At 67.8% G+C, this 24,851-nt stretch carries 26 protein-coding genes; 17 read left to right on the plus strand and 9 right to left on the minus strand.

From position 1 onward, the window contains the following. Positions 1 to 268 (plus strand): aldehyde dehydrogenase family protein (locus VFI59_15715; protein ID HET6715139.1); only part of this gene is annotated, 268 nt, incomplete at its 5' end. A gap of 22 nt (positions 269 to 290) precedes the next feature. Here VFI59_15715 and VFI59_15720 read toward each other — a convergent pair. Further along, positions 291 to 3,179: a UPF0182 family protein gene (locus VFI59_15720; GenBank protein ID HET6715140.1), complete on the minus strand. Its 2,889-nt coding sequence runs from the start codon at positions 3,177 to 3,179 to the stop codon at positions 291 to 293. A gap of 79 nt (positions 3,180 to 3,258) precedes the next feature. Then, the gene (locus VFI59_15725; protein ID HET6715141.1) at positions 3,259 to 4,236 is read right to left on the minus strand and encodes a S16 family serine protease; all 978 of its coding nucleotides are present in this window, start codon (positions 4,234 to 4,236) and stop codon (positions 3,259 to 3,261) included. Between the two features lie 95 nt (positions 4,237 to 4,331). Here VFI59_15725 and VFI59_15730 point away from each other — a divergent pair, with 95 nt between their 5' ends. Continuing rightward, positions 4,332 to 4,697, plus strand: a complete 366-nt coding sequence (locus VFI59_15730) for a hypothetical protein (protein HET6715142.1) — start codon at positions 4,332 to 4,334, stop codon at positions 4,695 to 4,697. Positions 4,698 to 4,715: 18 nt separating this feature from the next. Here the strand turns inward: VFI59_15730 and VFI59_15735 are convergent, their stop codons facing one another. Both VFI59_15735 and VFI59_15740 read right to left on the minus strand, forming a co-directional pair. Next, positions 4,716 to 5,723, minus strand: a complete 1,008-nt coding sequence (locus VFI59_15735) for a rod shape-determining protein (GenBank protein ID HET6715143.1) — start codon at positions 5,721 to 5,723, stop codon at positions 4,716 to 4,718. Positions 5,724 to 5,758: 35 nt separating this feature from the next. Beyond that, positions 5,759 to 6,211 (minus strand): molybdenum cofactor biosynthesis protein MoaE, encoded by a 453-nt coding sequence (locus VFI59_15740; GenBank protein HET6715144.1) that lies wholly within the window; start codon positions 6,209 to 6,211, stop codon positions 5,759 to 5,761. Positions 6,212 to 6,261: 50 nt separating this feature from the next. On the opposite strand from VFI59_15740, the gene VFI59_15745 reads away from it, so the two are divergent. Then, positions 6,262 to 7,446, plus strand: coding sequence for a zinc-dependent metalloprotease (locus VFI59_15745; GenBank protein HET6715145.1), 1,185 nt, complete (start codon positions 6,262 to 6,264; stop codon positions 7,444 to 7,446). A 56-nt stretch (positions 7,447 to 7,502) separates the two neighbouring features. After that, positions 7,503 to 8,282, plus strand: coding sequence for a hypothetical protein (locus tag VFI59_15750; protein HET6715146.1), 780 nt, complete (start codon positions 7,503 to 7,505; stop codon positions 8,280 to 8,282). 70 nt (positions 8,283 to 8,352) lie between these two features. Here the strand turns inward: VFI59_15750 and VFI59_15755 are convergent, their stop codons facing one another. Both VFI59_15755 and VFI59_15760 read right to left on the minus strand, forming a co-directional pair. Then, entirely contained in the window at positions 8,353 to 8,853 is a 501-nt protein-coding gene (locus VFI59_15755; protein ID HET6715147.1) for an SRPBCC family protein, read from the minus strand. After that, entirely contained in the window at positions 8,843 to 9,199 is a 357-nt protein-coding gene (locus tag VFI59_15760) for a metalloregulator ArsR/SmtB family transcription factor (protein HET6715148.1), read from the minus strand. Before VFI59_15760 ends, VFI59_15755 begins: the two co-directional genes overlap by 11 nt. A 72-nt stretch (positions 9,200 to 9,271) precedes the next feature. Between VFI59_15760 and VFI59_15765 the strand changes: the two genes are divergently transcribed. The 12 genes from VFI59_15765 (at position 9,272) to VFI59_15820 (ending at position 20,447) form a co-directional block, all read left to right on the plus strand. Then, positions 9,272 to 9,646, plus strand: coding sequence for a glyoxalase superfamily protein (locus VFI59_15765; protein ID HET6715149.1), 375 nt, complete (start codon positions 9,272 to 9,274; stop codon positions 9,644 to 9,646). 143 nt (positions 9,647 to 9,789) lie between these two features. Then, positions 9,790 to 10,326: a sigma-70 family RNA polymerase sigma factor gene (locus VFI59_15770; GenBank protein HET6715150.1), complete on the plus strand. Its 537-nt coding sequence runs from the start codon at positions 9,790 to 9,792 to the stop codon at positions 10,324 to 10,326. Beyond that, a complete protein-coding gene (locus VFI59_15775) occupies positions 10,319 to 10,915 on the plus strand; it encodes a hypothetical protein (protein ID HET6715151.1) in 597 nt (198 codons plus the stop codon). Before VFI59_15770 ends, VFI59_15775 begins: the two co-directional genes overlap by 8 nt. A gap of 257 nt (positions 10,916 to 11,172) precedes the next feature. Next, a complete protein-coding gene (locus VFI59_15780; GenBank protein HET6715152.1) occupies positions 11,173 to 11,595 on the plus strand; it encodes a hypothetical protein in 423 nt (140 codons plus the stop codon). A 195-nt stretch (positions 11,596 to 11,790) separates the two neighbouring features. Further along, entirely contained in the window at positions 11,791 to 13,239 is a 1,449-nt protein-coding gene (locus VFI59_15785; protein HET6715153.1) for an alpha/beta hydrolase, read from the plus strand. Between the two features lie 4 nt (positions 13,240 to 13,243). Then, positions 13,244 to 13,816, plus strand: a complete 573-nt coding sequence (locus tag VFI59_15790; GenBank protein ID HET6715154.1) for a hypothetical protein — start codon at positions 13,244 to 13,246, stop codon at positions 13,814 to 13,816. 270 nt (positions 13,817 to 14,086) lie between these two features. Then, positions 14,087 to 15,355, plus strand: coding sequence for an alpha/beta fold hydrolase (locus VFI59_15795; protein ID HET6715155.1), 1,269 nt, complete (start codon positions 14,087 to 14,089; stop codon positions 15,353 to 15,355). A gap of 184 nt (positions 15,356 to 15,539) precedes the next feature. Continuing rightward, entirely contained in the window at positions 15,540 to 16,472 is a 933-nt protein-coding gene (locus tag VFI59_15800) for a hypothetical protein (GenBank protein HET6715156.1), read from the plus strand. A 50-nt stretch (positions 16,473 to 16,522) separates the two neighbouring features. Continuing rightward, positions 16,523 to 17,599, plus strand: coding sequence for a hypothetical protein (locus tag VFI59_15805; protein HET6715157.1), 1,077 nt, complete (start codon positions 16,523 to 16,525; stop codon positions 17,597 to 17,599). A gap of 210 nt (positions 17,600 to 17,809) precedes the next feature. Then, positions 17,810 to 18,364 (plus strand): hypothetical protein, encoded by a 555-nt coding sequence (locus VFI59_15810; protein HET6715158.1) that lies wholly within the window; start codon positions 17,810 to 17,812, stop codon positions 18,362 to 18,364. Between the two features lie 130 nt (positions 18,365 to 18,494). Next, positions 18,495 to 18,932, plus strand: coding sequence for a hypothetical protein (locus VFI59_15815; protein HET6715159.1), 438 nt, complete (start codon positions 18,495 to 18,497; stop codon positions 18,930 to 18,932). A gap of 114 nt (positions 18,933 to 19,046) precedes the next feature. Continuing rightward, entirely contained in the window at positions 19,047 to 20,447 is a 1,401-nt protein-coding gene (locus VFI59_15820) for an alpha/beta fold hydrolase (GenBank protein ID HET6715160.1), read from the plus strand. Between the two features lie 47 nt (positions 20,448 to 20,494). Here the strand turns inward: VFI59_15820 and VFI59_15825 are convergent, their stop codons facing one another. Beyond that, a complete protein-coding gene (locus VFI59_15825) occupies positions 20,495 to 20,866 on the minus strand; it encodes an RNHCP domain-containing protein (GenBank protein ID HET6715161.1) in 372 nt (123 codons plus the stop codon). Between the two features lie 389 nt (positions 20,867 to 21,255). On the opposite strand from VFI59_15825, the gene VFI59_15830 reads away from it, so the two are divergent. Beyond that, positions 21,256 to 22,167: a hypothetical protein gene (locus VFI59_15830; GenBank protein HET6715162.1), complete on the plus strand. Its 912-nt coding sequence runs from the start codon at positions 21,256 to 21,258 to the stop codon at positions 22,165 to 22,167. Between the two features lie 11 nt (positions 22,168 to 22,178). Here the strand turns inward: VFI59_15830 and VFI59_15835 are convergent, their stop codons facing one another. Next, complete coding sequence (locus VFI59_15835) at positions 22,179 to 23,552, minus strand: amidohydrolase family protein (GenBank protein ID HET6715163.1); 1,374 nt, start codon at positions 23,550 to 23,552, stop codon at positions 22,179 to 22,181. Positions 23,553 to 23,621: 69 nt separating this feature from the next. After that, positions 23,622 to 24,647, minus strand: coding sequence for a 3-deoxy-7-phosphoheptulonate synthase (gene aroF / locus VFI59_15840; GenBank protein HET6715164.1), 1,026 nt, complete (start codon positions 24,645 to 24,647; stop codon positions 23,622 to 23,624). Positions 24,648 to 24,851: the final 204 nt, after the last annotated feature.

Raw genomic sequence — 24,851 nt, forward strand, 5'->3', positions numbered from 1 at the left:
GAGCGACCCGCTGAGCGTCTTCCGCTTCCGCGAACGCATCTCGGCGGGCATGGTGAGCGTGAACAACTCGACCTCGGGCGCCGAGGCGCACCTGCCGTTCGGCGGCAACGGACGCAGCGGGAACGGCTCGCGGCAGTCGGGCGTCTGGGTCCTCGACCAGTTCACCCGCTGGCAGTCGATGAACTGGGACTACTCGGGCCACCTACAGAAGGCGCAGATGGACGTCGCCGACGTCGAGGCCGATCTGGGGTTCCGCCTGCCGGAGTGACGACCGGCCGGATCCGGTCCGCCTACGGCGTCGGAGAGGCCGAGGGCGATGGGGACGCCGCGGCCTCGCCCTCCACGGGGGGCGTCGCTCCGGAGAGCTCGAGCGCCTGCGCCACGAGGTCCTGCGCGGCCCGGATCTCCTCCTGGTAGGTCGCGAGGTCGCCCTCGCGCAGCGCCGCGTCGGCCGCCTCGAAGTGCTGCGCGGCCTCGGCCAGCAACTCGGCGACCGTGCGATCGACGCCACCGTCACCCCCACCGTCGCCGTCGGGTTCCACCTGGCCCGCCACCGACTCCGCGAGCGCCTCGTCGAGCGTCTGTCCGACACCGACCACGTCACCGTTGGCCACGACGACCCGCTTCAGCTCGGGCACCGCCGCCGACTGGTTCGCCTGCACGTAGACCGGTTGCACGTAGAGGAAGGAGTTCGCCATCGGGATCACCAGCAGATCGCCGAAGAGCACGGTCGAGCCGCCTTGGCCGAGCAGCGTGCGTTCGGATGAGAACTGCGGGTCCTGGTTGATTCGCGAGAACACGATCGACGGTCCCGGCACGTTCTCAGAAGCGGGAAGCTCGAGGGAGAGGAGCCGCCCGTAGTTCTCGCCGGGGTCGGATTCCGCGGCCAGCCACGCCACCATGTTCTGGCGGCCCTCCGGCACGAACGGCAGCACGAGCTGGAACGATTCCTCGGCTTCTCCAGGCGCACGCATCAGCAGGTAGTAGGGGCGCAGCCTGGGTGCCGCATCGAGGGACGAAGTGGAGGTGGTGCCCGCGGCGACGTCGATCGGTTGCTGCGTCGGGTCGGCCGCGATCTCCCACCGGTCCTGCTTCTGGTAGAAGACCTCGGGATCGGTGACGTGGTAGTTGGCGTACTGCGTGGCCTGCACCTGGAAGAGGTTCTCGGGGTACCGGAAGTGGGCGCGGACCTCCTCGGGAGCCTCGGCGACATCGGTGAACAGCCCGGGGTACGCACGGGCCCACACCTGGATGATCGGGTCGGTCGTATCGGCGTAGTACGTCATCGAGCCCTCGTAGGCGTCGACCGTCACCTTCACGGCGTTGCGCATGTAGTTCGCGAGGACTGAAGGCAGATCACCCTCGGTGGCATCCTGCAGGTTGATCGACTCCGAGTACGGGTACTCGTTCGTGGTGGTGTAGGCGTCCCAGATCCACACGAGACGACCGTCGACGATCGTGAGGTAGGGGTCGCGGTCGAACGTGAGGAAGGGCACCGGCTTCGGGGCCCGGGCGTAGATGTCGCGGTAGATCATGATGCGGCTCGTCGGCACGATCTGTCCGGAGATCAGCAGGTTCACGTCTCGGAAGCGCCACGCGAACAACGCCCGCTGCACCACGTTGCCGACCTCGATGCCACCGGTCCCTTGGTACTCGTAGCCCGACGGGGCCCCCTCGTAGTCGAGCTCCGGCGTCTTCGTCTTCGTGATCACGAAGGAAGCGTCGCTCGCGTCGCCCTCCCCGAAGTAGATGCGAGGCTCTTCCAACGCCGGCTGGTCGGTCGCCGGCGGAGGCAGATCGGAGAGCGTGAAGATCGGCGCGCCCTCGGCGTTCGCGGTGTTCACCCTGGCGGCGACCGCCCCGTACCCGTGCGTGTACACGAGGTGCTCGTTCTGCCACGTGCGGGCCTCGGCCTGGATGCCGGCCTGCGACACCTCCCGGCCGGAGACCATGAGCACGTTGCGCTCGCCGTCGATGTCGTAGCGGTCGACATCGACGTCGCGGAACTCGTAGAACGAGCGGAACCGCTGCAGCGACTGGAAGTTCTGTCCGATGATCGAAGGCCGCCACAGCCGGATGTTGTCCTTCGTGGTCTGGTTGGCTCGCAGTTGCGCTGCGGTCACCTGCGGCTCGTACGACTGTTCCGGCGGGGCCTCGACGCCGCCCGGCTCGATGTCGAAGGCGGTGGTCGTGCCCGCGATGTTGTCGGCGATGTATTCCTGCTCGCGCTGGAACTCCTGCGGGGTGACCCGGAAGCGCTGCACGAACGCCGGGTAGGCCGTGCCGAGCAGCACCGAGACGGCGCCCAGCACGATCACGGCGATGATCGGGAGTGCCCAACGCTGCCGCCAGATGTTCGCGAAGAAGAGCACCGCACAGATCACCGCAGCGATGATCAGGAAGTTCAACGCCGGCAACTGCGCGTTCACGTCGGTGTAGGACGCCCCCTGCACCACGCCCCGCCGCGAGGTGAGCAGGTCGAACCGCCCGAGGTAGTAGCCCCAGGCCTTGACCAGCATGATCAGGCCCAGCAGCACCGACAGGTGCGCCCTCGTCGCAGGGGCGACCCGCTCTCCCCACGTGCGCGCCTGCGGTCGGATGCCGCCCCAGAAGAAGTGCGCGATCGCCGTGAGGAACGTGATCCCGACGAGCGTCGAGAACAGCCATCCCTGCAGGAACTTCAGCCACGGCAGCGAGAAGACGTAGAAGGCAGGGTCGCGCTGGAACAACGGCTCGACATCACCGAACTCGACGCCGCTCGAGTGCCGCCAGAGCAGGAACACCTGCCACTGCCGCGAGACCCCGATGCCCACCAGCAACGCGAGCGCCGCGGCGCCGACCGGCAGCGCCCACCCGAGGAACGGCTCGAACGACATGCGCAACCGTTCGATCGCCTCCTGTTCCGGGGTCAGGAACCGCAGGGGCGGCGGCGCGAGGCGGCGCGTGACGAGCAGGTTCGCGTAGAGCAGCCCGAAGAACAACAACCCGAACACGGTGCCGAGCGCGACCTTCGTCCGCAGCTCCGTCCAGAACACGCCGGACTGATCGATCTCGCGGTACCAGAGCAGGTCGATGTAGAACGTCGACATCACCGTGAAGAGCACGGCGAGCACGACGACCCCGCCGATCACGAACGCGGGCCAGCGTCGCTGGCGCGTGGGGATGCGGACGGTCGACATGGTTCGGGTCGTTCCTCCTCGGATGGGCGGCGGGCGCGCCCACGGCGAGCCTAACGCATGCGGTGATATGCGACGGCCGTCACAGCCCCTCGAGCGCCTCGACGGCGTCGTCGAACGTCGCCACGGAGATGAGCCGCATGCCCTCGGTGTCGACGTCGGCGAGCTCGTCCATGTTGTCGGCGGGCACGAGGAAGACGGACGCTCCCGCGCGCTCGGCCCCGATCACCTTGTCGGCGATGTTCCCGATCGGGCCGACGTCGCCACCGGGGTCGATCGTGCCGGTGCCGGCGATCGTCCGCCCCCCCGTGAGGTCCTCGGGGGTGAGCGCGTCGTACAGGCCCAACGAGAACATCAGGCCGCCCGAGGGACCGCCCACGTCGCCGCTCGAGATCTCGATCGGGAACGGGAACGCGTCGACCATGCTGATGCCGACCAGCGGTTCCTCGTTGTCGGGGACGCAGGGCTCCCGCAGCAGCTCGATGTCGTGGACCTCGCCAGCGGCGCGCACCCGGAAGGCCAGCGGCTCGTCGAGCGGCACGCGGTCGATCGTCCGCCTCGCCTCCTGGGTCGAGTCGACGCGTCGGCCGTCGATCGCCAGCACCACGTCGCCGACGAAGAGCTCGCCCTCGGCCGGGCAATCGGGACCGACGGCCTGGATCAGGGCGCCCTTGCCATGTTCCTCCGGGTAGTCGAACAGCTCGTTGAGGACCACGATCGACGCGTCGATCTTGCTCTGGTCCATCTGGGAGATCGCGCGCTCCTGCTCCTGCTCGCGATCGGCTCCGGGGGGATAGATCGCCTCCTCGCCGACGATGAACCGCGACTCGTCGATCCACGCCACGAGCGACTGGAGCGCGGTGACCTGCTGCCAGCGTACGGTCGTCAAGATCAGCGTGCCCTCGGATGCGTACCGGGGCACGTCCTGCACGTCGATCAGCGGCGCGACGTCGTTCGCCGGCCCCGGCCCGACCGCGTAGTAGGGCAGCCGGATCCAGGCCGCGGCGAACGCGATGGCGAACAGGACGACGAGGGCGACAACGCGGGCGGTGCGTCTCATGGTGGGCCTCGATAGTACGGGCGGCATCGGAGATCTTCCTTCACGGAACCCCTGCGGGCGAAGTACGCTCGTGCCGCCGAGAGGAGGACGAGCCCGTGGGAACCGTGCTGGTGGTGGTCATCGCCGTGGCCGTCGGCGTGCTCGTCTACCGGCTGACCGCCGGCGACACCGAACCGACGAGCTCGGCCGAGCCTCCCCTCCCCGGAACGGACGACGAGATCGGCGCGTGGTCGAGCGGCGAAGGGGGCGTCACGCGCTCAGCGCTGGCTCCGACCGAGCGGCGGACCGAGGTGCCGGAGGGGTACATCCCGGTCGCGTCGGGCGCGCCGTCGTGGCATGCCCGGCTCGGCGGTGCGATGGGCCTCGTGATCGCGGTCGCGATCGGCGCGATCGCGCTGGCGCTCTCGTTGTGGGCGCTGGCGTCGTTCGTCTCCCGGCTCTTCTCCGACGCAGGCGCTTGACGCCCGGCCGCCACGGCGTCACCGACGGCGGACGAGCTGGAACGCCGACCGGTAATCCTCGAGGTGCTCGAGCATGCGACCCGTGCCGACGACCACCGTCTCGAGCGGCCGTTCCACGACGTGAACGGGCACCTCGCACTCCTGGGCCAGCAACATGTCGAAGCCCCGCAGCAGCGCTCCCCCGCCGGTGAGGAACATGCCCGTCTCGAGCACGTCATGCGTGAGCTCGGGCGGCGCCTCGGCGAGCGTGAGGCGGGTGGCCTCGACGATGCCGTGCACCGGCTCGCCGATCGCCTTGCGGATCTCGTCCTCGGTGACCTTCACCTCGACGGTGTTCCCGGTGGCGAGCTCGCGTCCGATCACGACGGCGGCCTTGCTGCCCGGCGTCGGGAAGGCCGATCCGATCGCGACCTTGATCTCCTCGGCGGCCTTCTCCCCGATCGCGACGCCGTACTCGGTGCGGATGTGTTGCTGAACGGCGCCGTCGAGATCGAACCCGCCGAGCGCGGCCGAGCGGCCGCTCACGACGCCCCCCATCGACACGACCGCCATCTCCGAGCGGCCGCCGCCGATGTCGACGACGAGGTGTCCCACCGGCTCGTGCACGGGCAGCCCGGCGCCGATCGCGGCGGCGAGTGGTTCCTCGACCAATGTCACCTGGCGCACCCCCGCCGACCGGATCGCGTCCTCGATCGCACGGCGCTCGACCTCCGAGCTCATCGACGGCACGGCCACCAGGACCCGGGGACGCGGGAAGCGCACGGTCATCGTGCGGCGGATCACGACCTCGATCATGGCCTGCGTCACGTCGAATTCGGTCATCGTGCCCTGCTTGAGCGGTCGCACCGCGAGCACGTTGCCAGCGTCGTTGCCGAGCAGCTGCCATGCTTCCTCACCCATGGCGAGCACCTCGCCGGTGTCCGCCCGCACGGCGACGACGGCGGGCTCATCGAACACCACACCTTCGCCCTGTCGGTAGACGAGGGTGTTCGCGGTCCCGAGGTCGATCGCGAGATCGCGGCCCATCGCTATCGAGGAGTCCTGAGAGAGAAGGCCGCCATCTAGCTGCCCATCACCCAGTGGGCCTCGCCTGAGACGAGGCCTTCCTTCTTCCAGATGGGCACGTCCTCCTTGAGCCGCTCGATGCCGTGGCGACAGGCCTCGAACGCCTCGGCGCGGTGGGGCGCCGAGACGGCGACGATCACGCTCGTCTCGCCGACCTCGAGCGAGCCGACGCGGTGCACGATCGCGACGCGGCGAGCCGGCCAGCGCTCCAGGATCTCACCGGCGAGCTCATGGAGCCGCTGCTCCGCGAGCTCGTGCCAGGCCTCGTAGGTGAGGCCGGTGACGCCTCCGGCGTCGGAATGATCGCGCACCGTGCCGGTGAAGATGCACACCGCGCCGGCGGCCGGGTCGGCAACGGCCGCCGCCGCCTCGTCGAGCGAGAGCGGCGCATCCTGCACGCGCGTCAGGACGCTCGCGTCGGGGTCGGAGCCGGTTCGCAGGTCGGACACGCGGCCATCGTAACCAAGGCCGAAGGACCGAGGGGTCGTACGATGAGACGATGAGCGATCAAGGAAGCAGCGGGTTCGGGTTCCCGTTCGGCATGGATCCGGAGTCGTTGCGCGACGCGCCGCTGTTCCGCGAGATGCAGCGGGTGATGTCGTCGTCGTCGGGACCCGTGAACTGGGAGCTCGCGCGGCAGGTCGCGGTCGCGAGCGCCGCCGAAGCAGGCGACGACCACGACGCCACCGACGAGGAGCGCCATGGCTTCGAGGAAGCCGTGCGAGTCGCCGAGCTGCACGTCGCGCGGTTCACGGGTCTCGACCCGCCGATCGACGTGGCCGACGTGCGCGCGGTGCGCCGCGCGGAGTGGATCGGGGCGAACGCCGAGAACCTCGCCGGCCTGCTGGAGCCGGCCGCCAGGCGCATCGGCGAGTCGATGGATCTCGCGCAGCATGGGTCCATGCCGCCCGAGATGCAGGCGATGAGCGGCATGCTCGCCCAGATCTCGCCGCTGCTGATGGGCGCGCAGGTCGGGCAGGTGCTCGGGTTTCTCGCGCAGCGGGTGCTCGGCCAGTACGACGTGGCGGTGCCACGATCGGGACCGGGCGCGGTGATGTTCGTGGTGCCGAACGTGCGCCGGTTCGAGACGGATTGGTCGCTCGACCCGACCGACTTCCGCACGTTCGTGGCACTGCACGAGGTGACGCACCGGTTCGAGTTCGCCCAGCCGTGGGCGCGCACCCGGTTCGCTGAGCTGCTCGACGACTTCCTGTCGACGCTGCGGTTCGACATGGAAGGCCTGCGGTCGCGGTTGGCGACGATCGACGCGAGCGACCCCGAGACGCTGCAGCAGATGCTCCAGAGCGACGAGGGTCTCTTCGGCGCCGAGCTCGACGACGAGCAGCGGCTGAAGCTGGGCAGGATCCAGGCGTTCATGTCGGCGGCCGAGGGCTACGGCGACCACGTGATGCACACGCTCGGCGCCGAGCTGCTGCCCTCGTACGGCCGGATCGAGGAGGCGATGCGCCGCTACCGAGAGGGCGAGGCCGGCGATCCGGTGTTCGAGCGGCTCCTCGGCGTGGAGATGAAGCGCGAGCAGTACGAGGCCGGACGGGCATTCTGCGACACGGTGGTCTCACTCACCGACGAGGCGACGTTGTCGCGGATGTGGGAGAGCCCCGACGCGATGCCGTCGCTGCCGGAGGTGGCCGAGCCGCGGTTGTGGCTCGCCCGCACGGTCTGAGGCGAGGGCCCGGGAACGCCGCTGCGGCGGGAACGGTCGTATATCCTCTCCGCTCGATGGATCCGGTCGGAGAGCTCGTCGCGGCAGCCGTCGTCGACGAGCGTGTGTGGGAGGCGTACGGCGCCCAGGCGAACGACGGCGTCTACCTCGTCGGGCAGCCCGGCCCGGCGCTGCCGTTCGTCATCTTCCGCGCGTGGAAGGTGCCCGTCGGCGTCGTGAGCGAGGAGATCCGGCTGATCGGACCCTCGGGACGCACGATCTGGCGGTGGGGGCCCGAGCCACGCCGCATGGCCGGGGCGATGGACCTCACGACCGAGCTCGATCGCGTGGGCGACGCGGTGTTCGACGAAACCGGCACGTACGTGGCGTCGTTCATCATCGACGACGCGATCGTGGGCGAGATCGAGTTTCCGGTCTTCGTGCAGAGCGCGCCGGCGAAGCTCGCGAAGGAGACCGAGGACGGGCTGAAGAAGTCCGACGTGATCTGGGTCGGCGAGGAGCGAGCCGGGAAGCGGCGCACGGCCCCGGTGTGGTTCGCGTACAAGGACGGGAAGATCTTCGTGATCTCGAAGCGGGAGCCCGGGCCCGAGGAGCAGACGGTACCGGGCGTGCCCGACGCCCAGCAGCTCCTCGTCGTCACCCGGCGGAAGGGCCGCGACACCTCGCTGGAGGAGTTCTGGGCTGCGCAGCGACGGCTCGAGGGCGCGGAGTGGGAGGCGGCCGCCGCCGTGCTCGCCGACAAGCGGAAGAGCCGCGTGGGCTCGCCCGCCGAGAACATCGCGAAGTGGCGAGGCTCGTGCGACATCGTCGAGCTCATCCCCAACGTCGCGAACTGATCCGCGCACCACTCGCGGCGCTCGCGGATCCGCACGTGGATGCCGGCGTTCTGACGCGTCGCGCGCCGGTTCAGGCGAGCGATCCGGCGACCTGCTCGAGGCGATCCATCGACTCCTGCATGCCGGCTTCCATGCCCGACTCGAGGATCATGTCTCGCACCTCGGCGCTGTGGCACTCCGTGGTCTGCGTGAGCAGCGTGCGGCCGTCGACCTCGGTGAACGTCGTCGTGATCAGCGCCGGTTCGAGGCCCTGGGCCTCCTCCGCTCCAGGGCCGGTGTCGTAGATCTCGGTGTTCACGATGCGCTCGTTCGGAACGATCTCCCGGAACTCCCCGTGGAACCCGACCTCGAACCCCTCGTTCGCGGTCATGAGGTAGCGCCACGAGCCGCCCACCCGCAGGTCGACGTCGGCGACGCTCACCTCACCGCGCTTGCCGCTCCACCACCGTTCGATCAGCTCCGGCGTGGTCCAGGCCCGGTACACCAGGTGCCTGGGAGCCTCGAACTCCCTCGTGATCTGGATCTGCGTCTCCGACGGAAGCGTCACCACCGCGGTCCCGCTAGTCACCATCGTTCCCATCTCCTTCCTCTCGTTCCTTGAGCTCCTCCAACACCGTGTCCAGCTGCTCGAAGCGCTGGGTCCAGGTCTCCTCGAACGTGCGCACCCAGTCGTGGATCGGCTTCAATGACCGGCCGTTCACCCGGTACATGCGGCGCCGCCCGTCCGAGCGCACGTCGACCAGCCCGACCTCGCGCAGCACGCGCAGGTGCTTCGAGACCTGCGGCTGGGCGAGGCCGAGGGCCGATACGAGGTCGTTCACGGGCCGTTCCCCGATGGCGAGGACATCGAGGATCGCCCGTCGGCGCGGCTCAGCCACCGCGTTGAAAGCATCAGTCGTGGTGGCCGCTCGTGCCATGGCGCGACTATATATGTCTATATCGGTATGTGTCAACGCGCGGCGTGCGCGCCCTCTGGATACGATGCCCGCATGACCGACTTCAGGCTGGAACTCGTGAACGTGCCCGTGTCGGACGTCGACCGGGCGAAGTCCTTCTACGCCGACCAGGTCGGCTTCACCCTCGACCACGACCACAAGGTCACCGACGAGCTGCGGTTCGTGCAGCTCACCCCCCCGGGCTCGGCATGTTCGATCTCGATCGGCACCGGCCTCACCGAGTCGGCTCCCGGCTCGGTCGCCGGCCTGCAGCTCGTGGTCGACGACATCGAGGTAGCTCGGGCCGAACTCGTGGGCCGCGGCGTCGATGCGAGCGAGATCCAGGTCTTCCCGTGGGGCTCCTTCGTCTTCTTCAGCGATCCCGACGGCAACGCCTGGAGCGTGCAGCAGCTGCCGGATCGCATCTGAGCCCCTCGACTTCCACCGGCCCTCGGCGGAGCAGCGTGGAGGCGGCGGCGGGCTTGCGGATTCGCCTTTGAACGCCCATGGTCGTGTCGGTCTCCGATGCTTCTCCTCAACACTTCGGGCATGTCGGGTGTTCTCCCCTTCGGATGCCTGAAACGCTCAGGCTCGTGGTCTCACGCGGTCTCGCCACGGACGAGGCCGTGAGCGACGCGCAGAGCTTCGAGGAGTTCTTCGAGATCGAGAGCCCGACGATGTTCCGGCGGCTGTGCCTCGTCACGGGGAACCGCCACGAGGCCGAAGAGGTCATGCAGGATGCGTTCCTCAAGGTGTTCGAGCGCTGGGACCGAGTTCGGCTGATGGAGGATCCGACCGGATACCTGTATCGAACGGCCTTCAACCTCTTCAACCGGCGAACGAAGCGCGCGGCGATGGCCCTGCGTCGGGCATTCAGCGTGCGCGAGAGCGTGGACCAGTTCGCGGCCGCGGACGCCAGATTCATGGTGGAGCAGGGGCTGTCCGAGCTCACCTCTCGACAGCGCGCGGCGATCGTGCTCACCGAACTGCTCGGCTACAGCTCCGAGGCGGCCGGGCGCGTGCTCGGCGTTCGGCCGGGAACGATCCGGGCCCTCGCATCGCAGGGCCGAGCGGCCATGAAGCGAACCCTGGAGCCGGAAGATGTCTGACATCGGCCCGGACCTCGAGCGCACGAGCCGGCGGTTCGAGCTCGCGCCAGGGGCCTTGGACCGGTTGTTCGAACGTCACCGGCGGAAGCAGCGCAACCGGAAGATCGGCGCCGGGCTCCTGGCCTTCGCGATCGCGGGGGCCGGCACGTGGGGAGTCGTCACGACGCTGCGAGAGTCAGGCGGTGGACGGCAGCCGGCCGCCTCGCCGCCGCCCGCCAGCGCCGACGCGGATTCGTACGGACTGATCGCCGGCGTCTACGCGACCACGCTTGGGGAGAACGATCCGGTCGTCGCGGCCAACGGGATGGCGGGAACGTACACGATGCGGCTCAAGCCCAACGGCGTCATGCACCTGAGGTTGCCCCCCGGCTTCCAGCGGGAGGGGGAGGCGCCCACCGGGATCAACTTCAGGCTCTCGGGCAACCAGTTCACCACCAACGCGTTCGTGAACCTCACATGCGCCGACATCGAGCCCGGCGTGTACCGCTGGGAGCTGACCAGGTACCGGCTCACGCTCACACCGCTCGTCGACGAGTGCGAGGTCCGTGCGGCGCTCTTCGGATCTCAGCCGTGGAGGCGCGGACCTTGACCGGCTCGACGCTCCGTCGTCTCCGCACCTTCGTCCTGATGATGGTCGTGGTGCTCTCCGCGTGTACCGACGGCGGTGCCGCTTCCACAGGGCGCGCACCCGGGCAAGTCGGTTCGTCGCCAGCACGGAGCCAGACGCCATCCCGGGCGTCCCCTGACCCGCTCGAGGGCGAGTGGCGCCAGACCTACACGTGCGAGGACAACGTCCGAACGTTCATCACGAACATGCACGTGATATCCCCGAGGACGCGCAGAGCGATGGCCGAGACGACCGGACTGAGCACAGCGCGGCCCGATCTGATCGCCTACTACATCCGCGACTTCGCGTGGGGCCCGAGCGCAGGGACCGCCACACGACTCACCCCTCAGGCGCTCTGCGCAGGCGCCGGGGACAGGACCGAGATCATGCGCGTCGCCAATGGACAGATGACCTTCAGCTCGCCAGGTGGCGGGACGTGGCTGGTCACCTACGAGCTGATAGGCGATCACATGCTCACCATGAACGACGGCGGCCAGGACATCGCCGTCTGCGAGAGCTTCCTGCGGTGCACCGAGGCCACATACAGGTTCACGTTCGAGATCGCCGGCAACCGGCTCTGGTTCGAGCAGTTGGGAAGGAAGCATCAGGACCCCTGGGCTGGGGGTGTTCCTGAACGAGCTCCGTACGTTCGAGTGGCGTGAATCATTGGCGCTGAGCACCGAACGACTCAACGTTCCGCGGACTCGCGTCTTCATCCTAGATGTGAGCACTCCGGAAATGGACGGGATGACGGGATGAAGTCTCTCGAGCGATGGATTGTCGTCGCGGCGGCAAGTCTGCTCGCCGTCTCGTGTACGGCAGGCGGTGCCGCGGATGAGGCATCGGATGGCGACGCCGTGAGGAAGGCGTTCAGCCCGACCCTGGACTGGTCGGCTTGCCCCGATGACGTGGAAACCCAATTCATCGAGAAGCACAAGTGCGGGTTCCTCACCGTGCCCCAAGACCGATCGGACCCGCAGGGCGGGAGGGTCGGCATGTTCGTGGTGAAGGTCTTCCCCGAGGACGCGAGGCCGTCGCCCGATCCGATCCTGGTCTTCGGGAGCGATCTCGGCCGCCCCGACGGGTTCTCGGGTCTCGCGCCGCTTGCCAGCCGGACACACCGGATCGCCTACCTGGTGGAGGTGCGCGGCGTCGGCCATTCCGAGCCGTCGCTGGAGTGCCCGGAGGTGACAGCGCTGGAAGGCGGCGAGAGGACAACGAGCCCCCACTCGCTCACCGGGGAGTTCGTCGTGGCCGTCCAGGCGTGCCGTGATCGCCTCGCATCCGACGGGGTGGACGTCAGCGACTTCGGCGTGCAGGCCGTCGCTCAGGATGCCGAGGACCTGCGCGTGGCTCTTGGCGTCCCGCAGTGGAACCTCGCGAGCTACGGGACGACGTCACGCTACCTGCTCGAATACCTGAGAGAGTTCCAGCCGCACGTTCGAGCGGCCTTCATGGACTCGCCGCAGTTCCCCCAGATCGACGAGGTCAGCGGCGTTGTCACAGGGACACGCTCCGCGCTGAAGAGCCTGTACGCAGCGTGCGAGACAGATGTACGGTGCGAGAAGGCCTACCCCGACCTGGCAGCCTCGGGGTCCGAAGCCCTCGCACAGCTCGAGCGCACCTCCCTTCAGCGCCGGATCACGTCGCACGACGGCGAACGAACCGAGGTCACGGTGGATGCAGCCATGTTCCTCCGCGTTGCGGGTTTCGTTCTGGGTGGCGTCCATCCGGACGCAGCCGGGTCACTGCCAGATATGGTCGCATCGGCGGCCGCGGGACGCATGACCCCCCGGTTGGCGGCCATCGTCGCCTCGGGGCCCTTGCTGTGCGCCGGCTACCGCCCGCGATGTGAGCCCGACGAGTCATTCAGCCTGGGCGCGTATCTCACGGTCCTGTGCCATGACCAGGCGCCGTTGGTGGATCACGCCGCGCTCGAGGCCGAGACGGCCGGCGACCCAGCCATCGCGCAAGTGATCGGGCAGCATCCCTACCTCGCGGCCTGCGAGGGCTGGAACGTGTCGCCCGCCGACCCCGCCGTACACGAACCCGTGCTGACCGACGTGCCGCTCCTGATCCTGGTCGGTCGGTTCGACCCGTTCAGCCCGCCGTCCGTGGCCCGAGCTGCCGCCGAGTCGTTCGAGCAGGCGCGGGTGATCGCAGTCACCGACGTTCACAACACCCTGGGCCATAACGAATGCGCTCTCGAGATACGCAACGCGTGGATCGATGAACCGACATCCGCACCAACCGCCGCGAGCTGCCTCAGGGACATGCAGATCCCGTTCCACATCCAGGAGGTGTGACGCCATGAAACGAACCATCGCGATACTCGGAGCGATGACGCTGCTGCTGGCGGCATGCAGCTCCGGTGATACGGCATCGCGCCAAGCGCCTGCCAGCCAGGCGGAGGCATCACCTACTCTGGCTGAGACGATAGGGCTATCAGATCCCCTCGAGGGCGAGTGGCAAACGCATTTCTCATGCCAGGACATGGTCCGCACGCTCGAGCGAGAGTCAAATCCCAAGCTGTATGACCGGTGGATCGCCGTCCTTGTGCAGGATGTGTTCAGGCTTCCGGACGAACCGCCGCGCGGGGACCTCTGCGGGAAGGACCGGTCGGTGACGCTGCGACTGCGTTTCGCCAACGGCACGTTCGTCACATGGAACCCCCAGCATCCCGAGGTGTCGAGTGTTCCGACGTACGAGCTGATCGAAGGCCACGACGCCTTCATCGGTCGCGACGACGGCTCAGGGAACTGGACCGAGGAGGCGAAGGTCACCTACCGTATCGTGGGCGATCGCCTCACCCTGGATGTCCAGTGGCCCAGCCCCTGGGAAGCCTCAACACTCGAACCCGGCACGTGGGTTCGCGTGCGTTAATGGACGATGAAGTGTCGCGGAATCCGACGCCGACAGATCGGCGTCGTGACCGTCGCCGTCCTGCTCACTGCTTCCTGCACCTCGACGGATGCCTCGTTCCGCCCGACGTTCGAGGTCGCCCCCTGTCCGGACGACGTGTCATTGGTCATCCTCAACGATCACTCGTGTGGATACCTGACGGTGCTCGAGGATCGATCGGAACCCGACGGGCACACGATCCGACTGTTCGTCGTGAGGATCCGGCCACCGGGGAAGGCCTCGCCGGACCCGATGTTTCATCCAGGCATCGAATTGGCCATGGGCAACGACTATCAGGGGATCGCTCCGCTGGCCCAGCGCACTCACAGAGAGGTGATCATGCTCGATCAGCGAGGCACTGGTCACTCGGAGCCGCCACTGGCCTGCCCTGAGGTTCGAGCGATGTCGGAGAAGGTCCTGGGAGCCCGCCTGTCGGACCCCTCTGCCCGGGACGCCCTCACCAGTGCCGCCGCGGTCTGCCACGACCGGCTGGTGTCCGAAGGCATCGATCCTTCGGCCTACACGCTGGAAGCCGCGGCTGCCGATGCCGAGGATCTTCGGAGGGCGCTCAGCATCGAACGTTGGAACATCCATGTGATCGGCACCGCTTCGCGGATCACTATGGAGATGATCCGACGTTTCCCCGAGCACATCCGGTCTGTGCAACTCGACTCGCCGCAGTTCCCCCAGCTCGAGGGCCTGACCGAGGCACCGCGGGATCTGCGCGACGCTATGGGACAACTCTTCGCCGCGTGCGCGAAGGACGCGCGCTGCGATCGCGCGTTCCCCGAGCTCGCCACGGCTTTCGTCGAGGTGATCACACAGCTCAACGCCGACCCGGTAACCGTCAGTGTGCGAAGGGGATCGCATGGGATCGACCTCGACCATCCCGTGAACGTGATCGTCGATGGGGCTGCCTTCGTCCGGGCGATCAGGGTGATGGTGTCCGACGGCGGGCCAGAAGGCGCCCCATTGGTGCCTCTCACCGTCTCGGCAGCCCACAGAGGTGACCTCCGCCTCGCGGCTCGCTTCCTCGCCCTAGACCCAGGTGGTTGTGTCGGGTACCTGCCTTTCTGCGAATGGAACGACTACAGCGAGGGCACCTACTACTCTTTCCTCTGCCACGACGAGGTGCCGTTCGTCGACCCGTCGCGCCTCGAGTCGTGGGCAGCGGGTGATCAAGGGATCGTCGAAGCGTTCGGACGGAGCCCCTATCCGGACATCTGCGAAGTGTGGCCGGTTGGGAAGACCGACGCAGTCGCGAACGAGCCAGTCTCGTCGGACATCCCGACCCTGATCTTCCACGGCGCGTTCGACGCGTACAGCCCGGCCTCACTCGTCGAGGAGGCCGAGGCAAGGCTGTCGTCGGCGTACCTCGTCGAGTTCCCGTACAACGGCCACAACCTCCTAGCGTTCGACTGTCCCCGGAGATTCCGCAATGTGTGGGTCGACGCCCCCACGTTGCCGCCGGACACAGGCTGCGTAGTGCGGATGCCAGCCCCCCGGTTCGCGCTCCGCTGAGCTCGCACCCGCGCCCACATCAGCGCGAAGCAACTCAACGTTCCGCCGCCTCGAGTGTTCTTCATGGTGAACAACGAGTTCCGGTTCGAGTCTCGGATCGCAAGCAGCCGTCCGGTTGACCGGACCCAGCAGTGATGAAGGAGGCGCGTATGCAAGCCCACAGGATCCACAACCGGGAGGGGCGATGAAGCGAACGCCGATGATCCTGACCGCCATGGGATTGATGGGACTGCTCGTGGCGGCCGCCGGAACGGCCCAAGCCGCGTTCCCGGGGAAGAACGGCCAGATCGCCTTCGACACCGATGGAAGTGGTCACTCCCAGATCTTCACGGTTCGACCCGACGGCACCGGCGTCCGGCAGCTCACCCACTTCAAGGGTCGACGCTGCGCCTCCCAGCCGAAGTGGTCCGCCGACGGACGCCACATTGTCTTCGCTGTGAAGGACACGACCGGAGAGTTCTGTTCCGAGAACGGCAACGGCCGCATCTGGGTGATGAACGCCGATGGCACCGGACAGCACCGTGTCATGAAGGACCCGGGCTTCGACGACACGGCACCCGCTTGGTCGCCTGATGGCGATCACATCGTCTTCTCCCGCTGTGCCAGGCCGTTCGGGTTCGCGACGTACTGCGACATCGCGCGGGTTGACGCCGACGGCACCGGTCTCACGAAGCTCCTCGGCGGGAACTGGGTCCACAACGGCCCCAGCTACTCTCCGGACGGGCAGCACATCTCCTTCAGCGCCAACCGAGGCGGGATGGTCACCGCTATCTGGGTGATGGACGCCGACGGAGGCGGGCTGCACCGTCTCACCGAGCCCGCCCTCGAAGCATCGGGGCCGAAATGGTCGCCCGACGGTTCCACGATCCTGTTCGACACGATCAAGGGCATCCCGGACGAGATCGTCGACAGCGTCTGGGTCATGACAGCCTCGGGGAGCGACCCGATGCTGCTTAACGACCATGGCGTGGCAGCCAGCTACTCCCCGAACGGGCGGAGGATCGTGCTCCTCAGCGGTCGACTCTCCGTGATGAACGCCGACGGAACCGATCTCCACACCCTCGTAAGGGCGCGTGGCATCTTCTCCTCCGATTGGCAGCCGAGGGTCGCGTCATGAGCCATCGGGTGGACGTCGCCTCATCGACTTCATCAGGAAGGAGATCCTCTATGCGAGCCAAGCGAACGCCCCCCGGTCTCTGGATCGTGATCCTCATAGCGGCCGGCCTGACGTTCGCCTCGGCCGGCCCCGCCGGAGCGCAGTACCCCGGCACCAACGGCAGGATCGCGTTCGACGATTACATCACCGGACAGATCTACGCGGTGAACCCCGACGGGACGGGGCTCCGGCAGCTCACGGACGTGGGTGAAGGCGAGTTCGCATCCTCGCCCGCATGGGCTCCCGACGGGAAGCACATCGCCTTCGCGAGCAACATGAGCGGGCGATGGCGGTTGTGGATCATGGACGACGACGGGCGCCACGTTCGTCGGGTCGCACGTGATGGCCGAGCCGTGGAGGACTTCGCACCGACTTACACGCCGGACGGGACTCGCCTGCTCTACACCCGGTGTCGACACGAGCCGAGGCCTGGCTGCGCACTGTTCTCGATCCGAACCGACGGAACCGACAGGCAGGCGCTCACGCCCGTGCCCTTCGATGCCGCAGACTTCAACCCATCCTTCTCGCCCGACGGCAGCGAGATCGCCTTCACCAGACTCTTCGCGAACGGAATCATCGCCCAGATCCACGTGATGTCGCCCGACGGGTCCGGACTCCATGCCGTCACGGCTCCGTCCCTGGAAGCATTTAGGCCGGACTGGTCCCCCGACGGGCAGCGCATCACGTTCTCCAGCAACTGCTGCCGCCTTCCCAGCAACGTCTACGTCGTGAATCCCGACGGAACGGGCATCCAACGGCTGACCCCGGCGAGCTACCCGAACAACGACTTCGCGTCCCGATACTCGCCCGACGGTGCGTCGATCGTCTTCGCGAGCGACCGTCGCTACGACGACTTCTGTTGCTCGGACCTCTTTGTGATGGACGCCGACGGCAGCGGCGAAACTCGCATCCGGATCCGGAACGTCGGCGTGAACGCCCCGGCGTGGGGCACCGACCCACCGATCGCCGGCGGCGCCCGGCTGGCTGGAACGACCACATCCATCTCCGGCAGGGAGGCCGCGACTGCGAAGGCGGCATGGTGCCGGGAACTCCCTGCACTCCTGCCCGAGATCGAGGGGTGCCGCTAGCGACACCGCCATTCCGCGCGGCACCCATGGACGTGCCTGATCCAGAGGAGGAAGATGCATGACGCTTCACAGCACAGCATCCACAGGTCCGGGATGCCCGCCAACGGGGTGTCGTTCATGAGACGGCAGGACGTTGATCGCGGATCCGCTCGCACTCCACCGCGTCGATCGAGGTACGCGTCGCGGCGGACCGGTGGAACGGCGCTCGTCATGTTGGCCGCGATGCTCGCTGGGTGCAGCTCCGACGGAGCAACCGAGCCCGTCACCGAGAGCCGTCCGGCATCGAGCGCGACGCGGGAAGCTGCACGAGCCGATCCGCTCGAGGGCGAATGGCGCCAGGAGTTCACGTGCGACGATCAGGTGCGCGCGTTCAGGCGGGGGACAAAGGAGCTGGGGGCCGAAGGGCGCGCCATGTTCGAGGAGTACGTCCGCCCGATGGCCGCGGGGGCGTATTGGTCGGAGGACGCAAAACTTCCCCCGAGGAACGATCTCTGCAAGTACGCGCCGGCCAGCTGGGAGCGGATCCTGCGGGTCCAGGACGGGCAGATGGTCTGGTTCGACCCGGGCGGAGTCGTCGGCACAGAAGCCACGTACGAGCTCGTCGACGATCACACCTTCACCGCGAGTGACGGCGATCAGAACATCGACGGAACGTACACGTTCGAGTTCCGGATCGAAGGCGACCGGCTCACGATCGATCTGGTCGACCCCGATCCGTTCGTCGGAGCCGCCGTCGGGGTCGCCCCGTTCGAGCGGATGAGTTGAGGGAGGATCGATGACACCGGGAAGGATCGATCGGCGGCTGGTCGTGTTGACCTTCACCGCTGCTATCTCGACCCTCACGATTGCATGCACCAGCCTGGACGGGGCGAGCGGTCGTCCTGAGGGGTCGATGATGACATCGGATGCCGTGTCGACCGAACCGACGGACCCGCTCGAGGGAAACTGGTTCCACGACAAGGTCCCGTGCTCGGTGCGGCGGGAGACCGTAATCGCGGCTGGGTTCAGCGAAGCCGAATGGATCGCGGCGTTCCCTGATGGCTGTGCGGGCGAGGTAGGGCCATTCGAGCTCCGGTTCCTCGACGGCCGAGTGATCGGGATCGGTGATGACGGCACGATCGGCTGGGATTCGAGCTACGAGTTCAAGGACGGCGACACCGTGGTGCTCGATGACGGTTTCGATCACAGTACGATCGACTTCACGATCGAGGGCGACACAATGACGATGCACCTCGTCAAGTTGACCGCTCCCACGAGTAAGGGGGAGTTGACCTACGAGCGTGTCTATCTTGTCGCGGCTTGGATAGCGGGAGCATTCACCAGGATGAGCTAGATGGCAACACGGGTGGCGATCGGTCTCATCGTCCTCACCGTTATGGGATTCGCGTCCTGCACCCAGGATTCAGCTTTCCGGCCTACCTTCGAACCCGTCGCATGCCCGGAAGACGTGTCCTTCGTGATCCTCACGGAGCATTCGTGCGGGTACCTGACCGTGCTCGAGGATCGGTCGAAGCCCGAGGGACGCACGATCCGGTTGTTCGTGATCAGGGTCCGTCCCCCGGGCGGGAGCACGACGCCCGACCCGATGCTCCACGGCGGGGTCGAGCTGGCCACGACCGCCGACTACGGCGGGATCGCGCCGCTCGCGCAGCGAACTCATCGAGAGCTGATCATCCTCGATCAGCGCGGGGCGGCCCACTCCCAACCGTCGCTCGCCTGTCCTGAGGTTCGTGCCGTGGCCGAACAGCTCATCGGAGCCCCCATGTCGGAACCGTCCGCCCGCGCGGGACTTCGAAGCGCGGCGAGCGACTGCTACGACAGGCTGGTTCGCGAGGGGATCGATCCGGCCGCGTACACGCTCGAGGCGGCCGCCGCCGACATCGAGGACCTGCGGCGAACGCTCGGGATCGATCGGTGGAACATCCAGGTGCACGGCACCGCATCGAGGATCGTGCTGGAGTCGATGCGTCGGTTTCCCAAACGCATCCGTTCCGTCGTCCTGGACACGCCGCAGTTCCCGCAACTCGATGGGCTGACCGCGGCGCCGGACGATCTTCACGACGCCATGCACCGTTTGTCAGCCGTGTGCGCCGAGCAGGTGCGCTGCCACGAGGCGTTCCCCGAACTCGTGGACGCGTTCGACGAAGCGGCAGCCCGGCTGCAGGGCCACCCGGTGACCGTTCGTGTCGAGAAGGACCGGTCGGGACTCGACCACCCGGTCGACGTGGTGGTCGACGGCGCCGCGTTCGTCCGTGGCGTGCGGGTCATGCTCTCCGATCAGGATCTCGGTGGCGCGCCGCTCGTCCCCGCGGCCGTGCACGCAGCCCTCGACGGCGACGTCAGGCTCGTCGCCCGCTTCCTTGCCGAGGACCCTGGCTGGTGTGTGGGCTACCTGCCGAAGTGTGAGCGGTACGACTTCAGCGAGGGCACGTACTACTCATTCGTCTGCCACGACGAGGTGCCGTTCATCGACGAGGCCCGGCTGGATAAGACGTCGGCCGGCAACCCGGGCATCGCCGAGGCGTACGGCCGGAGCCCGATGCTCGATGTGTGCGATGTCTGGCCGGTCGGAGCGGCCGACGCCACCGCGCAGCGACCGATGTCGTCGGACATCCCGGCCCTCATCCTGTACGGCGCGTTCGACGCGTACAGTCCTCGGGCGCTGGCCGAGACGGGGGCGGGTCTCACATCGGCCTTCCCGGTGTCGTTCCCGTTCAACGGCCACAACATGCTCGCGTTCGACTGTCCGAGGAGGTTGCGCAACGGTTGGGTGGACGACCCGGCCTCGCCACCGGACACGAGTTGCATCGACGACGAGATGCCTGCGCCGCATTTCGAAGTGGCCTGATCTCCGATTGCGCCCGAGGAGCGCTCGAGCGAGCGGTCATGTATCCCTCACAGCTGCGCGAGCAGCTCGAGCGGGAACGGTGACTGCACGATCGGCTTCACGGCGAGTCTCACCAGCAGCAGAGGGTTGTCGTCGCCCGCCGAGCGGTTGAGGTGCACCACCCCGCACCCGCCGCATCGGTGCACGAGCACCCACTCCCCGTCGCCGCGCACGGTGATCGCGATCGGCTCCATGAGGGAGCCACACGTCGACGCGCGGTCGCCCGGCGTATGGTCGACATGCCTGCTCCAGAGGCAACTCGGGCAGTGGTTGCGGTGCTCGGTGCCGACCGCCTGGGTCGGCACGTCGGATCGGCAATGGCCGCACCGGAACGAGCGCTGACGATGGCGCCGCTCGCCGCGCCGTGCATCGTGGGACATCGGACGGACCTCCAAGCTCGAACGGTGGATGCACCGTCGTGCCCGGAGGGCGCGGACGATCAGCGGATGCTGGGACGACCGGCGTCGGGGCACGACGCGGTGACCGCAGTCGCGGCAGACATAGATCGCACCCCTTCCTCGGTCGGGCCACGGACGACGCCGTGGCGGTGTCCGAACCCTAGCACGTCGGCTCGGCCGGCGGTCGGATCTTCGAGCACGGCGCACGAGGAGTGCCAACGAGCACTCGACGACGCGATCGCCGGCAGCCTCAACGTTCCGTGGTCTCGCGTGTTCTTCAGGGTGAGGATCGATAACCCGCCGTTGTTTCAGCTGATCCATGCGGCGAAGGGCTGGGAACACTTGCGAGTGCTGGCGGAGGGACCACATCGATGAGGCGACTTATCACACTGCTCACGATCACAGGGATCGCCGCCTTGGCGATGGTTTCGATCGCCGGGCCGGCAGCGCTGGCCACCATGCCGGGCCAGAACGGTCGGATCGCGTTCTCGCTCGACAGGGGCTCGGGCGGGGAAATCTACACCATCAGGGCCGACGGGACCGACCTCCGGCGGCTCACGCACCTCGACGGCAACGCGATCGCACCCGACTGGTCGCCCGACGGCACGAGGATCGTGTTCTGGCTCGAGGATCAGGCGCTCTACGTCATGAACCGCCACGGTGGCGGCCTGCACGAGGTGACGACCCCTGGTGGCCAGGCTGCGTTCACCCCCGACGGGAACCATCTCGTGTACTCGGGCGGGAGGCGTCGCAACGGGATCTTCCTGATGCGCGCCGACGGTTCCGACGCTCCCGGGCGGCGCCTGACGACGAATCCCCTGCCCGCAGCCGAGGGTGGTGACGCGAACCCGGAGGTCTCACCGGACGGCCGGACCGTGACCTTCCTCCGGGAGAACGGCTTGTTCGCCGTCGATATCGACGGCACCGACGTCCGAGAGCTCGTCTCGCCCAACCTCTTGCTGGTCATCAAACACGACTGGGCCCCCGACGGGAGCCGCATCGTGTTCACCTCGCCCTACGACTACAGCCGGAACCCGAACGTGTTCGCGATCGACCCGGACGGCTCGGATCCGGAGATGCTGACATCGGCGACCGGCAAGCTCGGGGCGTTCGTCGGAACCTACTCTCCCAACGGACGCAAGATCGTCGTGAGGGTGGAGAACCTGGACCACGAGCGCTTCCGGATCTTCAAGATGCGACCGGACGGCAGTGACCGAACCTTGATCGCCGCTTTGCCGGCATCGCCCCGGTTCCTCGACTGGGGTTCGCTCGCGGAATCGTGAGCGGACCTCGGTCAAGGGGACGAAGGACACTGAGCCTCGTAGCCGGGAGCACAGACCTCGAGCGAGCCACCCACGAACACCAAGGCGACGTCGACGCCTTCGAGCGCCCGCAGACGGACGTCGCGAGGATCCTCCGAGAGCACGACGAAGTCGGCGAGCCTCCCGGGCGCCACGGTTCCCAGGTCGTCCTCGGCGAAGATCCCGTATGCGCCGCCGACGGTGAGCAGACGCAGCGCCTGCATGAGCGTGAGGCGCTGTTCGCGCATGTACCGAGGCGGATGCTGGCCAGGCTTCGCGATCCGCGTCGTCGCCTGTGCCAGCGCGTCCATCACCGTCGTGGGCTGCAGGTCCGGATAGTCCTCGCCGAACGGCGAGTCCGTGCTCGCCATCGCGTGCAGTCGCGGGTCCTCGGCGATGTCGCGCCAGCGCGCCATGAGCTCGAGCTGCTCGTCGTCGAATTCGTGCCGCATGACCCACTTCCAGTCGGAATCGACGAACGTGACCTGGAACGAAGGCGAGACGCCCATCCTGCGGATGCGCCTCAATTGGTCCTTGCGGAGCGCGATCGCGTGCTCGAGCCGGGCCCGGAACTGACTCCCTTCCTCCTCGCCGAACGCGAGCTTCAGCGCGTCGAGGAACTCGTCGGTCGCGGCGTCTCCGCACGAATGCGCGGCGATCTGCCAGCCGGCCTCGTGCACCCGGCGGACCATGCGCCGCAGCTCGATGCGCTTCCAGTGGAAGTTCCCGAAGTCCCTCGGGTCGTCCGCGCGCCCCTGCGTCATGTACATCGTGTTGGGGCTGCAGGCGTCGATGAAGAACTTCACCCCTGCCAGTCGGAGCCTCGGCCCGATGACCTCGCCGGGTGTGTGATCGGAGAACCACATCCCGAACCGCTGGTGGCGACCGTAGTTGACGGGGAGGTACGCGTTGACGCGCAGGCGTAGCTCGCCGGCGGCATCGAGCCCGGTGAGCTCGTCCAGTCGCTCCTGGTTGACGAAATGCTCGTTGATGCTGGTCCACCCACCCTCGAGCGCCATCTGGATCGCCTTCCGGGGCCACGCGACCCCGTACAGCCCGCGGTCGCCGATCCAGTGGCTGTGCGAGTCGATGAACCCCGGCGTGACGGCCTTGCCATCGAGGTCGATCAGAGTGGTGCTCTGGCCGGCGAGGCCCACGACGTCCTCGTCGCTTCCGACCGCCACGAACCGATCACCCGTGACCGCGAACGCGGAGGCTGTGGGCAGATCGGGGTCCATGGTGAGCACGACCGCGTCGTGCACGATCAGGTCGGGGTACGTGCCGGTGCCGAGGTGCGGCGTTCCCGCGCTCGGCGTCGCGAGAACGAGGAGCGTGACGAGCAGCGCCGTCGATGCGATCCTCCGCACGGAACCCCCCTTCGGGCGCACCGACAGTAGGAGCGTGGAGATCCGTGGGTCAAGGCGCGGCGTGAACCCTCACGTCGGGCGGTTCACGGGGCGGCCCATCGCCTCGGCGAGCGCCACCAGCTCCTTGCCGAGGGCTTCCATCTCCTCGGGCAGCAGCGCCTGCGGTCCGTCGCAGAGCGCGGCCTCCGGATCGTGGTGCACGTCGATCATCACGGCGTCGGCCCCGGCGGCCACCGCCGCGCGCGCCATCGGCGCCACCAGATGCTTCTTGCCGACCGCGTGCGACGGATCGACGATCACCGGCAGGTGCGACTCGTGCTGTGCCACCGCCATGCCGGCGAGATCGAGCGTGTTCCGCGTGGCCGGTTCGAACGTGCGGATGCCCCGCTCGCAGAGGATCACCTCGGAGTTCCCTCGCTGCGCAACGTACTCCGCCGCCTGCAGCCATTCGTCGATCGTCATCGCGAGTCCGCGCTTCAGCATCACGGGCTTCGCCGTGAGCCCGACCTCCTTCAGCAGCTCGAAGTTCTGCGCGTTGCGCGTGCCGACCCGGATGCAGTCGGCGATCTCGGCGACGCGGCCCACCTGCGACACGTCGACGACCTCGATGATGATCGGCAGCCCGGTGTCGCGGCGGCACTCCACGAGGATCTCGAGCCCGCGCTCCCCGAGGCCTTGGAAGGAGTACGGCGACGTCCTCGGCTTGTAGATGTCGCCGCGCAGCACCGTCGCCCCCGCGGCCTTCGCTGCGCGGGTCGCGATCATCGCCTGTTCCTCGCTCTCGACCGCACACGGGCCGGCGATGATCGTGAAGGTGCTGCGTCCCACGGGCGTCGAGCCCACCATCACCGTCGTCGCCTCGGGGTGCAGGTCGCGCGCGACCATCTTGTACGGCTTGCCGATCTGGATCACGTGGTCGACGCCCGCGAGTTGCGGGAACGGGATCGCCTGGAAGCGCGCGGTGTCGCCCACGAGGCCGACCACCGTGTGCACGGCGCCGCGGGAGACGAACGCCTCACCCCCGGCGTTGCGCACCTTCTCGCAGACGACCTCGATGTCCGAGTCCGTCGCGTCCTGTTTCATGACGACGACCATGTGCGATCCCTTCGTCCTCGCCCGGGGGCGGCACGCCGAGACGAGAAAGCCCCGGGTACCGACCCGGGGCCGCTGTCGCTGGATGGCTGCCGGCGACTACCCCGGGTCGCGCCCGAAGTAGGTGAACCAGAAGCCGAAGTACCCCTGCATGACGGCGTCATGATGCCCGACGAGGACACACGATGGCAAGCAGCGCCTGCCACG

The sequence above is a fragment of the Actinomycetota bacterium genome (assembly GCA_035697485.1).
GTDB lineage: Bacteria > Actinomycetota > UBA4738 > UBA4738 > HRBIN12 > JAOUEA01.

Bases quoted from the DNA above. Each gene is read 5' to 3' on its own strand.
- VFI59_15770 (HET6715150.1), top strand. From the start codon at position 9,790: ATGCCTGAAACGCTCAGGCTCGTGGTCTCACGCGGTCTCGCCACGGAC.
- VFI59_15775 (HET6715151.1), top strand. From the start codon at position 10,319: ATGTCTGACATCGGCCCGGACCTCGAGCGCACGAGCCGGCGGTTCGAG.
- VFI59_15795 (HET6715155.1), top strand. From the start codon at position 14,087: ATGTTTCATCCAGGCATCGAATTGGCCATGGGCAACGACTATCAGGGG.
- VFI59_15755 (HET6715147.1), bottom strand. From the start codon at position 8,853: ATGGTGACTAGCGGGACCGCGGTGGTGACGCTTCCGTCGGAGACGCAG.
- VFI59_15725 (HET6715141.1), bottom strand. From the start codon at position 4,236: ATGAGACGCACCGCCCGCGTTGTCGCCCTCGTCGTCCTGTTCGCCATC.
- VFI59_15735 (HET6715143.1), bottom strand. From the start codon at position 5,723: ATGGGCCGCGATCTCGCGATCGACCTCGGGACCGCGAACACCCTCGTC.
- VFI59_15800 (HET6715156.1), top strand. From the start codon at position 15,540: ATGAAGCGAACGCCGATGATCCTGACCGCCATGGGATTGATGGGACTG.
- aroF (HET6715164.1), bottom strand. From the start codon at position 24,647: ATGGTCGTCGTCATGAAACAGGACGCGACGGACTCGGACATCGAGGTC.
- VFI59_15745 (HET6715145.1), top strand. From the start codon at position 6,262: ATGAGCGATCAAGGAAGCAGCGGGTTCGGGTTCCCGTTCGGCATGGAT.
- VFI59_15760 (HET6715148.1), bottom strand. From the start codon at position 9,199: ATGGCACGAGCGGCCACCACGACTGATGCTTTCAACGCGGTGGCTGAG.
- VFI59_15780 (HET6715152.1), top strand. From the start codon at position 11,173: ATGGCCGAGACGACCGGACTGAGCACAGCGCGGCCCGATCTGATCGCC.
- VFI59_15790 (HET6715154.1), top strand. From the start codon at position 13,244: ATGAAACGAACCATCGCGATACTCGGAGCGATGACGCTGCTGCTGGCG.
- VFI59_15805 (HET6715157.1), top strand. From the start codon at position 16,523: ATGCGAGCCAAGCGAACGCCCCCCGGTCTCTGGATCGTGATCCTCATA.
- VFI59_15810 (HET6715158.1), top strand. From the start codon at position 17,810: ATGTTGGCCGCGATGCTCGCTGGGTGCAGCTCCGACGGAGCAACCGAG.
- VFI59_15720 (HET6715140.1), bottom strand. From the start codon at position 3,179: ATGTCGACCGTCCGCATCCCCACGCGCCAGCGACGCTGGCCCGCGTTC.
- VFI59_15825 (HET6715161.1), bottom strand. From the start codon at position 20,866: ATGTCCCACGATGCACGGCGCGGCGAGCGGCGCCATCGTCAGCGCTCG.
- VFI59_15815 (HET6715159.1), top strand. From the start codon at position 18,495: ATGACATCGGATGCCGTGTCGACCGAACCGACGGACCCGCTCGAGGGA.
- VFI59_15750 (HET6715146.1), top strand. From the start codon at position 7,503: ATGGATCCGGTCGGAGAGCTCGTCGCGGCAGCCGTCGTCGACGAGCGT.
- VFI59_15830 (HET6715162.1), top strand. From the start codon at position 21,256: ATGAGGCGACTTATCACACTGCTCACGATCACAGGGATCGCCGCCTTG.
- VFI59_15765 (HET6715149.1), top strand. From the start codon at position 9,272: ATGACCGACTTCAGGCTGGAACTCGTGAACGTGCCCGTGTCGGACGTC.